This window comes from Nocardiopsis changdeensis (genome assembly GCF_018316655.1).
GTDB lineage: Bacteria > Actinomycetota > Actinomycetes > Streptosporangiales > Streptosporangiaceae > Nocardiopsis > Nocardiopsis changdeensis.
On sequence record NZ_CP074133.1, the window covers coordinates 4,664,951 to 4,678,342 of the forward strand.

The 13,392-nt window shown below is 72.1% G+C and carries 12 protein-coding genes; 2 read left to right on the forward strand and 10 right to left on the reverse strand.

From position 1 onward, the window contains the following. Positions 1–53: 53 nt before the first annotated feature. The 7 genes from KGD84_RS21280 to clsA form a co-directional block, all read right to left on the reverse strand. Positions 54–1,406 carry an extracellular solute-binding protein gene (locus tag KGD84_RS21280; RefSeq protein ID WP_220562145.1) on the reverse strand — a complete coding sequence of 451 codons (1,353 nt, stop codon included), beginning with the start codon at positions 1,404–1,406 and terminating at the stop codon, positions 54–56. Positions 1,407–1,705: 299 nt separating this feature from the next. Next, positions 1,706–2,746: a LacI family DNA-binding transcriptional regulator gene (locus tag KGD84_RS21285; protein ID WP_220562146.1), complete on the reverse strand. Its 1,041-nt coding sequence runs from the start codon at positions 2,744–2,746 to the stop codon at positions 1,706–1,708. A gap of 88 nt (positions 2,747–2,834) precedes the next feature. After that, the gene (locus KGD84_RS21290) at positions 2,835–3,326 is read right to left on the reverse strand and encodes a MerR family transcriptional regulator (RefSeq protein WP_220565897.1); all 492 of its coding nucleotides are present in this window, start codon (positions 3,324–3,326) and stop codon (positions 2,835–2,837) included. A gap of 418 nt (positions 3,327–3,744) precedes the next feature. Beyond that, the gene (locus KGD84_RS21295) at positions 3,745–4,218 is read right to left on the reverse strand and encodes a bifunctional nuclease family protein (protein ID WP_220562147.1); all 474 of its coding nucleotides are present in this window, start codon (positions 4,216–4,218) and stop codon (positions 3,745–3,747) included. A gap of 184 nt (positions 4,219–4,402) precedes the next feature. Then, the gene (locus KGD84_RS21300) at positions 4,403–4,945 is read right to left on the reverse strand and encodes an FHA domain-containing protein (RefSeq protein ID WP_220562148.1); all 543 of its coding nucleotides are present in this window, start codon (positions 4,943–4,945) and stop codon (positions 4,403–4,405) included. A gap of 611 nt (positions 4,946–5,556) precedes the next feature. Next, positions 5,557–8,058: a mannose-1-phosphate guanyltransferase gene (locus tag KGD84_RS21305; RefSeq protein ID WP_220565898.1), complete on the reverse strand. Its 2,502-nt coding sequence runs from the start codon at positions 8,056–8,058 to the stop codon at positions 5,557–5,559. Between the two features lie 207 nt (positions 8,059–8,265). Further along, positions 8,266–9,018, reverse strand: coding sequence for a cardiolipin synthase ClsA (gene clsA, locus KGD84_RS21310; RefSeq protein WP_220565899.1), 753 nt, complete (start codon positions 9,016–9,018; stop codon positions 8,266–8,268). Between the two features lie 361 nt (positions 9,019–9,379). On the opposite strand from clsA, the gene KGD84_RS21315 reads away from it, so the two are divergent. Continuing rightward, the gene (locus KGD84_RS21315) at positions 9,380–9,676 is read left to right on the forward strand and encodes an MTH1187 family thiamine-binding protein (RefSeq protein WP_220562149.1); all 297 of its coding nucleotides are present in this window, start codon (positions 9,380–9,382) and stop codon (positions 9,674–9,676) included. Between the two features lie 34 nt (positions 9,677–9,710). Here KGD84_RS21315 and KGD84_RS21320 read toward each other — a convergent pair whose 3' ends face one another. Next, positions 9,711–11,087 (reverse strand): flavin monoamine oxidase family protein, encoded by a 1,377-nt coding sequence (locus KGD84_RS21320; protein WP_220562150.1) that lies wholly within the window; start codon positions 11,085–11,087, stop codon positions 9,711–9,713. Between the two features lie 189 nt (positions 11,088–11,276). Between KGD84_RS21320 and aroQ the strand changes: the two genes are divergently transcribed. After that, positions 11,277–11,840: a gamma subclass chorismate mutase AroQ gene (gene aroQ / locus KGD84_RS21325; protein WP_255646724.1), complete on the forward strand. Its 564-nt coding sequence runs from the start codon at positions 11,277–11,279 to the stop codon at positions 11,838–11,840. 4 nt (positions 11,841–11,844) lie between these two features. Here the strand turns inward: aroQ and KGD84_RS21330 are convergent, their stop codons facing one another. Further along, complete coding sequence (locus tag KGD84_RS21330; RefSeq protein WP_220562151.1) at positions 11,845–12,354, reverse strand: DUF6309 family protein; 510 nt, start codon at positions 12,352–12,354, stop codon at positions 11,845–11,847. 120 nt (positions 12,355–12,474) lie between these two features. Then, positions 12,475–13,350, reverse strand: coding sequence for a DUF2382 domain-containing protein (locus KGD84_RS21335; RefSeq protein ID WP_220562152.1), 876 nt, complete (start codon positions 13,348–13,350; stop codon positions 12,475–12,477). Between the last annotated feature and the right edge of the window lie 42 nt (positions 13,351–13,392).

The window sequence follows — 13,392 nt, forward strand, 5'->3', positions numbered from 1 at the left end:
CGTGGGGACGGGGCGGCGGCCCGGGGTGCGGGCCGCCGCCGGGGGCGGGGGCGTCACTCCAGGACGGCGTCGATCTCGTCGCTCGCGGTGGCGAGCAGCTCGTCGATGTCGGCGTCCTCGCGGGTCAGCACCGCCTGCATGGCCGTGTCGAGGATCGCGTAGACCTGCTGGGCCTGCGGGGGCTCGACGAAGCCGGGGATGTCGGGCTGGGCGTCCACGAAGGTCTGGTAGTTGTCCAGCGGGACGTTGGCGTTGGCCTCCTTCAGGGCCAGCTGCTCCTCGCGGGTGCCGCCGACCCAGATGTCGGGCGTGGGCGCCATCGGCAGGCCGACCGGGGAGCCCAGTTCGAGGGCGTCGTCGATCATCTCCTGGAACCGGTCGGGCTCCAGGAACTTCCACTGGAGCCAGGTCAGGCCCGCCTCGATCTGCTCGGGGGTGAGCCCGGCCCTGAACATGTAGCCCTCGCCGCCGATCAGCGTGCCCTGCTGCTCGGGCATGGGGGCCAGGCCGTAGTCGTCGTAGTCGCCCTCGAAGTTGTCGACGATGGGCTTGAGGTTGTCGGGCGCGCCGATGTACATCCCCAGGGTCCCCGCGCCCATCATGCGCTGGAGGTCCTCGAACTCCAGCATCTGCCGGTCGCCCATGGAGCCGTCCTCCCAGCGCATAGCGTGGAGGGTCTCCAGGATCTCCCGACCCTGGGCGCCGTCGACGTTCGCGGTCATGGTGCCGCGGTCGACGGTCTCGGCGCCCAGGGAGTTCATCCAGGCGTTGAAGTGCCAGCCGCCCTGGTTGTTGGTGCTCAGCTCGGCGAAGCCGACATGGTCCCCGCCCAGGTCGCTGATGGCGTCGGCGGCCTCGCGGACCTCCTCCCAGGTGGTGGGCGGGGAGTCGGGGTCCAGTCCGGCCTCCTCGAACAGGGTCCGGTTGTAGACCAGGCCCATCGAGTAGTTGGCGGTGGGCAGCCCGTACAGGCGGCCCTCCTCGTCGCGGAACACGTCGAGCAGCCCGGGCTGGATCCGGTCGGTGATGCCCAGGGCCTCGGCCTGCTCGGTGATGTCGGAGACCTGGCCGCGCTCGATGAGCGCGGCGGGGTCGGTGAAGTAGACGTAGAAGACGTCCTCCAGCTGCCCTCCGGCGAGCTTGGTCTGGAACGTCGCGGGGTCCATGAACCCCTCGCGGGGGTCGATGCGGATGTCCTCGTGGAGGGAGTGGAACTCCTCCACGTCGTCGTCGAAGATCGCCCGCTCGACCGGCTTGGTCCGCTCCGGCTGGCCGTTGACGACGATCGTGACGGTGCCGTCGGCGGCCGGGGCGTCGGAGCCGCAGGCGGTGACGCCCACCGCCAGGGCGACGGCGGCGGCCGCGAGTGCGGTGCGCCGGGGAACTGCGACACGGTGTGTGCCCATAACCTGCTCGTTCCTTTCCGGCTCCTCCCCCGGGGAAGCCATGTGGTGGTGCCGGAACGATAAAACAGCCGGACACACTTCTGCAAGAAACGAACATGAGCTTGCAAATCAGCTACACAGCCTGGAAATACAGGCATAATGCGAGCTGAATCACACAGGGGAGTCGAGCGAACCCGCCTAACGAAGGCGTAACGAAGCCCCGCGGAACCGCCCGGACGGGGACATCGGGCACACGGGGGTCCCGGACACGACAGAGGGGGCGTGCGCGACCGCGCACGCCCCTCCGGGGATCCCGTGTCTCAGCCCCGGACGGCCGCCCTCTCGCCCCGGGGGCCGCCGTCCGGGAGGGCCGGGGCCGGGCCCGCCGAGGCCCGCACCACCAGCTCCGGCTCGAACATCAGCTCCTCGCGGGAGACCCGGCCGCCGTCGATCCACCGGGCCAGCACCTCCACCGCCGACCGGCCCATCGCCTCGATCGGCTGGCGCACCGTGGTCAGCGGCGGATCGGTGCAGGCCATCAGCGGGGAGTCGTCGTACCCGACGATCGACACGTCCCCGGGCACCGACAGCCCGCGCCGCCGGACCGCGCGCACCGCCCCCAGCGCCATCACGTCGCTGGCGCACAGGATCCCGGTGACCCCGCGCTCCAGCAGCCGCTCGGCGGCGGCCCGGCCGTTCTCCATCGAGTACAGGGCGTGCTCCACCGGGGGCGGCGGGCCGTCGCCGAAGCAGGAGCGCAGCGCCGCCCGCTTGCGCTGGGAGGGGACGTGGTCGGGCGGGCCCGCCACCAGGCCGATGCGCTCGTGGCCCAGCGCCCGCAGGTGGGCGACCACCTGCTCGACGGCGACCGCGTCGTCGCAGGCCACCCGGGGGAAGTCCAGGGAGTCGACGGCCGCGTTGACGAGCACCGTGGGCAGGTTGCGCTCGTGCAGGTCGGCGTAGTGGTCGTGGGCTGCGTCGCCCTGGGCGTACAGCCCGCCGGCGAAGATGATGCCCGAGACCTGCTGGGACAGCAGCAGCGAGACGTAGTCGGCCTCGGTGACCCCGCCGGCCGTGCGCGTGCACAGCACCGGGGCGAAGCCGCGCCGGGCCAGTTCGGTGGCCATGACCTCGGCCAGGGCGGGGAAGATGGGGTTCTGGAGTTCGGGCAGCACCAGGCCCACCAGGCGTGCGCGCTCGCCGCGCAGCTGGGTGGGGCGCTCGTAGCCGAGGACGTCAAGGGCGGTCAGGACGGCTTCGCGCGTACCGGGGGACACTCCGGGCTTGCCGTTGAGGACCCGGCTGACCGTGGCCTCGCTGACCCCGACCTTCTCGGCGACCTCCGCGAGTCGACGTTTCATGCCCCTAAGGTACGGCATGGAACGCAAGCGGCTTGCATCCGCTTGCAGGAATCGTCATCGGCTTGCGGTGCTCGGCGCGGAGCCCGGGTCAGCCGGTGCGGCGCTCCTTGCGCCGGCGGGCCAGCTCGTCCACCGGGGCCGCGGGCGGGGCGGGGGGCAGTTCGCCGCGCTCCTCGGCCGGGACCACGCCCAGCGCCTCCTCCAGCTCCCGCCAGACGTTGGCCAGCGCCAGCCCGAACATGCCCTGGCCGCGCTGCATGAGGTCGACGACCTCCTCGGGGGAGGTGCACTCGTAGACGCTGACGCCGTCGCTCATGAGGGTGATGCGGGCCAGCTCGGGGGCGGGGCGGCCGCGCAGGTGGTCCACGGCGGTGCGGATCTGTTGGAGGGATATCCCGGTGTCCAGCAGTCGCTTGGCCACCTTGAGCAGCAGGACGTCGGGGAGGCTGTACAGGGGGGCGTTGTGGGCACCGGTGTGCACGCTCGGCTCCACCAGGCCGGTTCTGGCCCAGTAGTCGAGCTGACGGTAGGTGATCCCGGCGGCCGTACAGGCCGCGGGACCCCGGTACCCGACGTCCATAGGCGGCGCCACCACGTCCTCTTCGCACGGTAGGCCCTGCTGCCCCGCTAGCCGCAGCGCGGACCGCCTGTCATGGGGTTCCCGCTTGCCGCTCGCTACCGCCACGCCGACCTCCGGCTTCTCGTCCCGCGGCGGTCTCGACAGGGGATGTCCACAGAGGGAACGGGTGCGCCGCGGGTTCCACTGCACCGACCGTAAGGCGGCCGGAGGGCAGCGTCAACGACACCCCTCGGCGCGTCGCCAAGTGCGCGCCCCCGGGTGCCGCGGAGCCGCGGTGGTCACGCCGTGTGCGCGCACCCCGTTTTTCGGCCCCGACCTCGACGTTCACTTCCCCGTCCCCAATCTAACACCGGCACCCCGGAACATCACCGCAGGTCGCGGCCGTGTTCCGGGGCGTCCCCGAGCGCCCGGCGCGGTTTCACTCCGTACGGCGCCCGAAATCCTCGGGCGTGATGTTGTCGAGGAATTCCCTGAACGCCTCGACCTGGTCCTCCTGCTCGTCCGGGATGGGCATCCCGGCCTCGTCGATCACGTCCTCGTGCGCGTAGATCGGCGTACCGGTCCGCAGCGCCAGCGCGATCGAGTCCGAGGGCCGGGCGCTGACCTCGGCACCGTTGCTGAACACGAGCTCGGCGTAGAAGATGCCGTCGTTCAGCCCGGTGATGTTGACCGTGGTGAGCTGGGTGTCCAGCGCGTCCAGCACGTCCCGGAACAGGTCGTGGGTGAGCGGCCGGGCCGGGACCACACCCTGCTGCGCGAGCGCGATCGCGGTCGCCTCCACCCCGCCGATCCAGATCGTGAGGTAGCGGTCCCCGTCGGATTCCTTGAGCAGGATTATCGGCTGGTTCGAGGGCATCTCAACCCGGACGCCGACGAACTCCATGTGCTTCACAGCGGCTCCGTCCCACGAGTCGTCATGCCGGATGGGCGCTCGTCCCTGTATCCCCCGTTGGATCAGGACCCGAGGGCGAAATCGGCACCCTTCGATACAAAGCTCTCCGGCGGCGGGGGGCCGCAAACCTACTCGGCCCCGGCCGCCGCCGTCAACGGTGCGCGTGCACGCCCGATACCGTTCCTCAGCGGCGCGGCTTGGTCAGCAGCACCATCCGGAACTTGCCGATCTGGATCTCGTCGCCGCCGCCCAGCTCGGCCTCGTCCACCGGCTCCCGGTTGACGTAGGTGCCGTTGAGGCTGCCCACGTCGCGGACGCCGAAACCGTTGCCGCGGCGGAAGAACTCGACGTGCCTCCGCGAGACGGTGACGTCGTCGAGGAAGATGTCGCTGTTGGGGTGGCGCCCGGCGGTCGTGACGTCGTTCTCCAGGAGGAAGCGACTGCCGGCGTTGGGACCGCGCTTCACCACCAGGAGAGCCGTACCGGGCGGCAGGGCGTCGACGTTGGTGGGGTCGACGTTGCCCGACTCGTCACCGGAGTCCTCCTCCTCCAGGGCCTGTATGCCGGAGATGGAGATGGTGGACGTGACGTCTCCGGCGGACTCCCCGCTCCCCCCGGGCCGGGGACCGGGCTGTCCGTCCCTGCGGACGGGGGTCCCACAGTGGGAGCAGAAACGGGCATCATCCGCAACGGCGTGACCGCACTGCGTGCAGTAAACGCTCGACATAGGTCGGCTCGGCCTCCTACCGCACGGGGCGGTGCTTGATTCGGCTGATCGGTGGCACGTTCCGGTCGTCGTGCGGGCGAGGGGCCCGCACGGCGTCCGGAACGCGGCGAGACGATCCGCTGTCGCGGCAGCGGCGCACCTCGCACGGTCGGTCGCTAGGTCTCATCCCCCATGTTGTACTCCTCATCACCTCTACCGGGTCCGCCGTTGCGGGAAGGCCCGTGCGGTAGGCGACGCGGCGCTCCAGGGAACACTCGACTTTAAACCATATCCCTGTCCGGGAAGGGCTTCGCTCCTCGTCGGCCTGCCGTGGACACCCCGCCTCGGGAGCGGTGGGGCGAACGGCGGATCCGGTGCCCGGAGCACCGACTCCGCCGGGGACGGTCCCGACGAGAAGAGACACCTCTCTGGTTACCGATGCCGCTCCGGGGGTTTTGGTTCGCTCCCGCGCCCCACGGATTCGCCTCGCCGCCGCCGTACCGCCACGACCTGTCGTTATGCCCAGTTTAGCCAGCGGGCACGGCTCGGCCACCGGCACCGGGGCCGTTGTTTCCACCGTACACCGAAGGGGGTGCGGGCCACACGGCCCGCACCCCGGCCGGAATCCGAGGTCAGCCCTCGGCGCGTTCGACGACGTTCGCCCACTCGGCCAGCAGCCGGTGGGCGGTGTCCGGGTCGGGACCTTCGGCCCAAAGATGGGTCACGGCCTCGGCGGTGTCCGGCAGGACCAGCGCCCAGCTGCCGTCGGGCTCCAGGACGCGCACGCCGTCGGTCGTGTCGAGCTCGCGGTCGCCCGCCGCCTCCACGACCGCCCGCATGACGCTGCCCTTGACGGCCCAGGGGGTGGGCACCGAGCGGCGCAGCAGGTGCGCGTGCGGGATGGCCCCCTCGATCCGGCTCAGCGTGCTGCGGGTCCGCGCCACCAGGCCCAGCAGCCGCACGAAGGCCGCGATGCCGTCACTGGTCGGGCTGAACTCGGGGATGACGAAGCCGCCCCGGCCGTCCCCGGCCAGGATGACGTCGTCCCCCTCCTGTACCGCCTTGGTGAGCTCGTTGATGGCCGTGGCCGTCCAGAGCACCTCGACGCCGTGGGCCCGGGCCACCTGCTCGGCCACGCGGGTGATGGTCACCGGCAGCGCCACGCTGCCGCCCTTGCGCTCGGCGCACACCAGGTCCAGGACCGCGAGCAGGGCGCGCTCGCCGTCCACCAGCTCGCCCTTCTCGTCCACGATGGAGAGCCGCTCCGCCACCGGGTCGAACCGCACCCCGAAGTCGGCCCCCGAGCCGGAGACCAGCTCGCCCAGGCGCTCCAGGTCGCGGTTGCGCTTGGCCGCGGTGTCGGTGGGAGAGTCCTCGTCCAGCCGGTTGTTGACGGTGAGCACGTCCACGCCGATCCGGCCCAGCAGCGAGGGCAGGATGAGCGAGCCGCTGCCGCCCGCGCAGTCGACCACGACCTTCAGGCCCGCCTCGGCGACCCCGGAGGTGTCCACCGCGCGCAGCAGGTCGTGGGCGTAGTTCTCCACGTTGCGCGAGGGGAACGTCAGCTCGCCGATCTCCCCGGGGAAGGCCCTGCGGTACTCGGCCCGGGAGAACACCCGGTCGAGCTTGCGCTGGGCCGCCGGCGACAGGTCGGCGCCGTCGGAGTCCAGGAACAGGATGTCCACCGACTCCGGGTCCCCCGGGGTGGTGCGCACGGTGATGCCGCCGCTGACCCCGCTCTGGGACGTGTGGAAGCGGGCCACCGGCAGCGGCACGACCTCCAGGTCGCGCACCTCGATGGCCGCGGCCGTCAGTGCGCTGATGACCGCCCGCTTGAGCGTCCGGGCCGCGCGCGAGACGTCGCGCGAGGTGGTGACGATCGCGCCCTTCTTGAGGGTGGTGGCGTAGGCGTTGGCCAGCCGCACCGCCAGCTCCGGGGTGATCTCCACGTTGATCAGGCCCGAGACGCCGCGCGGCCCGAACAGCGACCGCTGCCCGCGCGACTCCCAGATGACGTTGGTGCTGACGACCGCGCCGGCCTCGATGGTCTTGAACGGGTAGACCTTGACGTCGTTGTGGAGGTAGGCCTCGGACTCGATGACGCAGTCCTCGCCGACGACCGCGCCCTCCTCGATCCGGGCCGCCGCCATGACGTCGGTGTTCTTGCCGATGACCGCGCCGCGCAGGTTGGCCCCGCGGCCGATGAAGACGTTGTCGTGCAGCACGGTGCGGTGCGCGAAGGCCTCGGCGCGCACCACGGCGTTGCTGCCCACGACGGTGAACTCGCGCAGCTCGGCGCCGGCCTCCACCTTGGCGTAGTCGCCGATGTAGAGCGGGCCCTTGAGCACGGCCTCGGCGGAGACCTGGGCGCCCTCGCCGACCCACACGCCCGGGGAGACCTCGAACCCGTCGATCTCCACCGCGACCTTGCCCGACAGCACGTCGGCCTGGGCGCTGAGGTAGCTCTCGTGGGTGCCCACGTCCTCCCAGTAGCCGTCGGCGATGTAGCCGTAGAGGGGCTCGCCCTCCTCCAGGAGCTCGGGGAAGACGTCGCCGGACCAGTCGACCACCTCGCCCGCGGCGACCCGGTCCAGGACCTCCGGCTCCATGATGTAGATGCCGGTGTTGACGGTGTCGGAGAAGACCTGGCCCCAGGTGGGCTTCTCCAGGAAGCGCTGGATGCGGCCCTGCTCGTCGACGATGATGATGCCGAACTCCAGCGGGTTGGGGACCCGCTTGAGGGCGATGGTGACCTTGGCGCCCTTCTCCCGGTGGAAGCGCACCATGTCGGTCAGGTCGATGTCGGTGAGCGCGTCGCCGGAGATGACGATGAAGGGCTCGCCGCGCAGGTGGTCCTCGGCGTTCTTGACGCTGCCGGCGGTGCCGAGCGGGACCTCCTCGGCGACGTAGTGCAGCTTCATGCCGAGTTCTTCGCCGTCGCCGAAGTAGTTGCGGATCAGGGTGGCCAGGAACTGGACGGTGACCACCGTCTCGGTGAAACCGTGCTTGCGCAGCAACCGCAGCACGTGCTCCATGATGGGTTTGTTGACCACCGGAAGCAGGGGTTTGGGCTGGTTGGCGGTCATGGGGCGCAGGCGGGTGCCCTCGCCCCCGGCCATGACCACGGCCTTCATGTTCGGCGAGGACGCCGCGGCGCCCTCCTCGCGGGCGGTCATCGCCGGCACCTCCGCACGGTGGAGGGTGCGGGGACCGCGGGAGGCACCGCGGGGAAAAGGTGTTCGGAGCGCGCGGACGACCGCGCGGTGGGACATGTTCTCATGGTGGAGACGACACTCCCTTTCGTTCCGACAGGACTCTCGGTGAGCCGGTCCGTCGGTGGATCAGGTGCCCGTCCGCCCCTGTTCCCGGCCTGGCAGGCCGAGGCCGTCGACGTCCGCGCCGGGGTCGCCGTCGGCGGTCGCCTGCGTGGCCGGATCGGAACGACCCGGGTCGAGGCCGCGACCGGGGTCGCCGTCCTCGGCGGCACGGTGACCGTCGGTGAGATCGACGCGTTCGTCACGGCGGGTCTGGGCGATCAGGCGCAGTCCCTGAACGGCGTACAGCAGTCCGGCCCACCAATAAAGAGCCGTTCCCCACAGCGCGAAGGCCCAACCCATAATCTGCGCCACATCTCCGACGACGCTGGCGTAACCCGCGATGAACAGCAGGGGGAAGGCGTAGAGAAGGCACAGGGTGGCGGCCTTGCCGGCGAAGTTGACCGGCAGGGGGCCGTAGCCGAAATACCGCAGCAGCGGCAGGGCGCCGAGGATGAGGACGTCGCGCAGGACGAGGATGGCCATCAGCCACCACGGGACGATGTCGCGCACGACCAGTCCCAGCAGGGCGGCGAAGATGTAGAGGCGGTCGGCCAGCGGGTCCAGGACCGTGCCCAGCCGGGAGGTCTGGTTCCAGGCCCGGGCGATCTTGCCGTCGAGCCAGTCGCTGAGCCCGGCGAAGGCGAGCACGCCCAGCGCCCACCAGTCGGCCTGCGGCACCAGGACGAGCCACAGGAAGAGCGGGACGCCCAGCAGCCGCAGCATGCTCAGCAGGTTGGGAACCGTCCAGATACGGTCACTGACCGCCGGGCTGGCCACATCGCCCCCCGCCTCGAGTCTGCCATCTTCCGCGGATCGCCCCATGACGCCAACGATAACGGTCCGAGGTGTCGTTCTCCGCCACCGTGGTGCCCCACTCCCCCTGTGGCCCGGCAGGCGATCGCCCGCCCATCGTACCCTGCGGCATTGCAGGTCGATTGACCGATATGTCGTTTTCGCTCCGTGTGATCCTCCAGGACGAACGAACCGGGCCCCGGAAGCGTTCCCCCACGTGGCCGCCCCGGCGGACGCCGGCGCGCCCGCCGGCCGGGCGACGCGCCCGCACGCCGGGTGTGGCCGGGGCGCGGGGCCGTCTGCGAGGCTGGCCGGAGCAGAACCACAGCGAAACCGGGAGGACCCCATGCTCGTCGCCTTCTCCGTCAGCCCCATGGGCACCGGCGAATCCGTCGCCCCGGCGGTGGCCAGGGCCGTCAAGGTCGTGCGCGACAGCGGCCTGCCGAACCGCACCGACGCCATGTTCACCACGGTCGAAGGGGAGTGGGACGAGGTGATGGCCGTGGTCAAGGCCGCCACCGAGGCCGCGGGCGAGGGCGCCGGCCGGGTGTCCCTGGTGCTCAAGGCCGACATCCGGCCCGGCGTCGCCGGGGCGCTGGAGGGCAAGGTCGAGGCGGTCGAACAGGAGCTGCGCGACCTGTGACCCGGCCGCGGGCCCGCCCCGGCGGGCCCGCGCCTCAGCCCTGGGCCTCCAGGACCATGTCCGCGGCGCGCAGTCCCGACAGCAGCGCGCCGTGCACCGTGGCGATGTGCTCGATCTCGGTGGCCTCGCCGGCGAAGAACAGCCGGTCGTCCACCGAGGCGCGCAGCGCCACCCGGTCCCCGTCGCCGGAGCCGACGGCGGTGTAGGAGAACGCGCCCCTCGCGAAGGGATCGTCCGTCCAGGCGCTGAGGTGGTGGTCCACCGGGTCGGGCGCCTTGCGGAACATGGTGCGCAGCGACGCCATCGCGTGCTCCACCACCTCCCCCTCGGACATCTTCGCCAGGAACCGCGCCGGGGCGCCGCCGTTGCGGGACACCAGCACCGGCACCCCCAGCACCCGCTGGCCCGCGTACCAGTGGAACCAGGCGCCGTGCTCGGTGCCCAGGTGCACGAGCACCTCGGCGTCGCCCCAGAACACCTCGTCGAAGCGCAGGAACAGCTTCTCCAGGCGGCCGTTGCCCAGCCGCTCGATCGCCAGCCTCTTGTCCTCGGGCAGCTCCGGGCGGAAGTCCACCTGGCCGGCCTTGAGCACGCCCAGGGGCAGGGTGACCACGACCCGGTCGGCGGTGAGGGTCTCCTCCCCGTCGGGGGTGTCCACCCGCACCGACACCCCGTCCTCGCCGTGGGACACCTCCAGGACCACGTGCTCCAGGCGCACGTCCAGGCCGCGCGCCAGGTGGTCGGTGATCTGGCCCATGCCGTCGGGGAACACCACGTCGTCGCCGCTGAACTCGTGCAGGGCGCCCACCGCCTCGAAGGAGACCTCCTCGGCGTCGGCGCCGTGGTCGCCCTCGACCATGCGGTGCACGATCTCCTTGGCGTCGCGGGCGCGGGCGCGCACCAGGTTCGCGTCGTAGAGGGCCTGGTCGATGCCCTGCTCCATGGACTCCTGGGAGCCCGCGCCGATGTTGGCCCAGTACATGTGCTCGTGCAGGAGGTTGACGTCCTCCATGTTGCGGCGGTGCCGGTCGAAGAGCAGCCGGCGGCCCTTGGGGTCGTAGGCGGTCTCCGTGGAGCGGTTGAACACGGCGGTGCGCAGCCCCAGGGAGCGGACCAGGTCGGCCAGGGGGTTGTTCTCCTCGCCGCGCATCCAGGAGGCCCCGGCGTCCAGGGTGGCGCCGTCCCATTCGCGGAACGTGTGGATGCGCCCGCCGGTGCGGGCCCGGCCCTCCAGGACGGTGACGCGCTCGCCGGCCTCCGCCAGGCGGTCGGCGGCCGACAGACCGGCCATGCCCGCCCCGATGACGAGGGTGTGTCCGCGCCCGGGCGCCGCCTCGCGGCCCCGCGGTTCGGGGGCGGTGTCGCCCTCGACGGGTTCCTCGGTGATCTCCGCGCCGACGTCCTCCTGCATGGCACTCCCCTCCCGGTGACCGACAGTGCGACTGTATGTGCCCTTCGTGGCGATCGCCGGGATGACACCCCGGCGGGCACGGCGACCGCGAGCCGGGGAAGCGGAACCGGATCGGCCGCTTTCCCTAACAATCCGCGGTCATGTGGTTACACTCCGGATGTCCACCTCCCGTCTTCCGAGGGGTTCACCGTGCGTCTCATCGCCGCCACCGTCACTTCGGCACTCGTCCTGGGCTGTGCCACCGCCGCCTCGGCCACGGCCGCGCCCCCGGTGACCGCCCTCCTGGCCCCGGTGGTGGAGCTGTCGGCCGACCGGCTGGCCACCGCCGAGCTGGTGGCGGCCGCCAAGTGGCACAGCGGCGACCCGGTCGAGGCCCCCGAGCGGGAGGCGACGGTGCTGGCCGAGGCCGAGCGGTCGGCCCGCGCCCTGGGCGGCGACCCGGAGGTCGCGCTGGCGGTCATGCGCGACCAGATCGAGGCCAACAAGGTGATCCAGCGGGGCAGGCACGCCGACTGGTACGCCCACCCCGACCGGAGTCCGCTGCGGCCGCCGGACCTGGCCGACGCCCGGGCCGACCTGGACCGGATCACCCCGGCCCTGGTGGGCGCGCTCACCGACGCCGGCGCCGGTCTGGCGGCCCCCGGCTGCGAGGCCGAACTGGCCCGCACCGCCCGCCGCGTCGCCGACGAGCGCGGCATGGACCGCCCGGGCCGTACCGCCCTGGCCGTGTCCCTCTCGTCCGTCTGCGCCTGACCGGCTACCCGGCCACGTAGGCCTCCACCTCGTCCGGCAGCCGCTCCCACAGGGTCCAGGCCAGCATGCGGTGCAGGCCGTCCAGGTGGGTGAGCCCCTCCCGGCGCTCCATCCGCTCGTAGTAGGGGTGGTCGACCGCGCCGTCGCTCAGGAACAGCGGGCCGTGCGGGGCCTCGGCCATCCAGGACAGCCGGCCCCAGCAGTCCGGGTTGGTGCGGTGGTAGTCCTCGCGCCACTCCCGCAGGGTGGCCGCCGCCTCGGCGACGGTGGCCCCGGCGGGGGGCACCGGCTCGCGCTCCCCGTACTCGCCGGCGTGCCAGGGCAGCAGGATCCCGGCGATGTCGTCGCCGGTCAGGACGGCCCGGTACCACCGGCCGCCGCGCTGCTCCCCCGCCAGCCGCAGGACGCCCTCCACGTACTCGTTGCCCGACCGCGAGACGGCGTCGGTCCCGGGGTGGGCGGCCAGGAACCGCCGCACCACGTCGTCGGTGGTGAGGGCTTCGAAGGTGCGCATGGGACGGTCCTCGTTCTCGTCGGGGCGTCGTCCCACTCTAGAGGTGGCCCCGGCCCCCCGGGAGGGGTGCCGGAGCCACCACCGCGGTCCGCCGGGGCGTCCGCGCCCCGGCCGACCGCGTCAGCGCCCGTCGGGGTTGCCGTCCTCGTCCTCGAACTCGATCCGCTCGGCGCGACGCTCGCCCTCGACGTGCTCCTCGTGGGTCACCTCGCGCTTGCGCACGTGGATCTCCTCCACCGGCACCTGCCGCTTGGAGACGACCGGGCGCTCCTCGTAGAGGGTGAAGGTCTCCTCCCCCTCCTCCATGGAGTGCGCGTCCGTGACGTCGGCGGGGTCGGTGATCGGGCGGCGCTCGACCTCCAGCTCCTCGTGGGAGACCGGGACGGCCTCGTCGAACCGCTCGGTGTCGACGTGGCGGCGCATCCTGGCCTGACCGGACTCGCGCCGCTCCACACCGATGTCGACCTCCTCCTCGGAGCGGATGACGACCTCCTCGTCGGCTCCGGCGGACGCCTCGCGCTCACCGGTGCCGACGGGGCCGGGCCCGGCCGCGCGGGGCGGGGCCCCGGTCGGCTCGGCCCACCCCTCGGGGGCCGTGTCGGTCCGCCCCGCCGTGTCGGCGGTTCGGCCCTCGGCGGCCCACCCCTCGGTGGTCCGGCCCTCCGCGGCCCGGCCCGAGGACGAGGGCGCGTGCTCCTCGTAGTACCGGCGGACCGTCTGCTCCTCCTCCGGCGAGATGTGCTCCTTGGCGTCGATGTTCGGAGCGCCCTTGACGGTGGACTTGTCGTAGGGGACCTGGATGTCCTCCTGGACCGGCTGCGCCCCCTGGAGGGGGACCAGCGTCTCCCGCATGCCGAACAGCCCGGTGTGGACGGAGGCCCAGGTCGCGTCACCGGTGCGGTCGTCCAGGTACACCCGGGCGATCTTCCCGATGTCGTTGCCCTCGTCGTCCAACACGTGGTGCCCCACGAACCTCTCCGCACGGTGGCCTGCCATGGTCCTCCCCCTTCGGTCGGCGGGCGGGCCCGTCGACCCACC

Coding starts and splice junctions, on each gene's coding strand:
- KGD84_RS21290 (WP_220565897.1), bottom strand. CDS start 3,326: ATGGACGTCGGGTACCGGGGTCCCGCGGCCTGTACGGCCGCCGGGATC.
- KGD84_RS21315 (WP_220562149.1), top strand. CDS start 9,380: ATGCTCGTCGCCTTCTCCGTCAGCCCCATGGGCACCGGCGAATCCGTC.
- KGD84_RS21330 (WP_220562151.1), bottom strand. CDS start 12,354: ATGCGCACCTTCGAAGCCCTCACCACCGACGACGTGGTGCGGCGGTTC.
- KGD84_RS21280 (WP_220562145.1), bottom strand. CDS start 1,406: ATGGGCACACACCGTGTCGCAGTTCCCCGGCGCACCGCACTCGCGGCC.
- KGD84_RS21320 (WP_220562150.1), bottom strand. CDS start 11,087: ATGCAGGAGGACGTCGGCGCGGAGATCACCGAGGAACCCGTCGAGGGC.
- KGD84_RS21300 (WP_220562148.1), bottom strand. CDS start 4,945: ATGTCGAGCGTTTACTGCACGCAGTGCGGTCACGCCGTTGCGGATGAT.
- KGD84_RS21285 (WP_220562146.1), bottom strand. CDS start 2,746: ATGAAACGTCGACTCGCGGAGGTCGCCGAGAAGGTCGGGGTCAGCGAG.
- KGD84_RS21305 (WP_220565898.1), bottom strand. CDS start 8,058: ATGAAGGCCGTGGTCATGGCCGGGGGCGAGGGCACCCGCCTGCGCCCC.
- KGD84_RS21335 (WP_220562152.1), bottom strand. CDS start 13,350: ATGGCAGGCCACCGTGCGGAGAGGTTCGTGGGGCACCACGTGTTGGAC.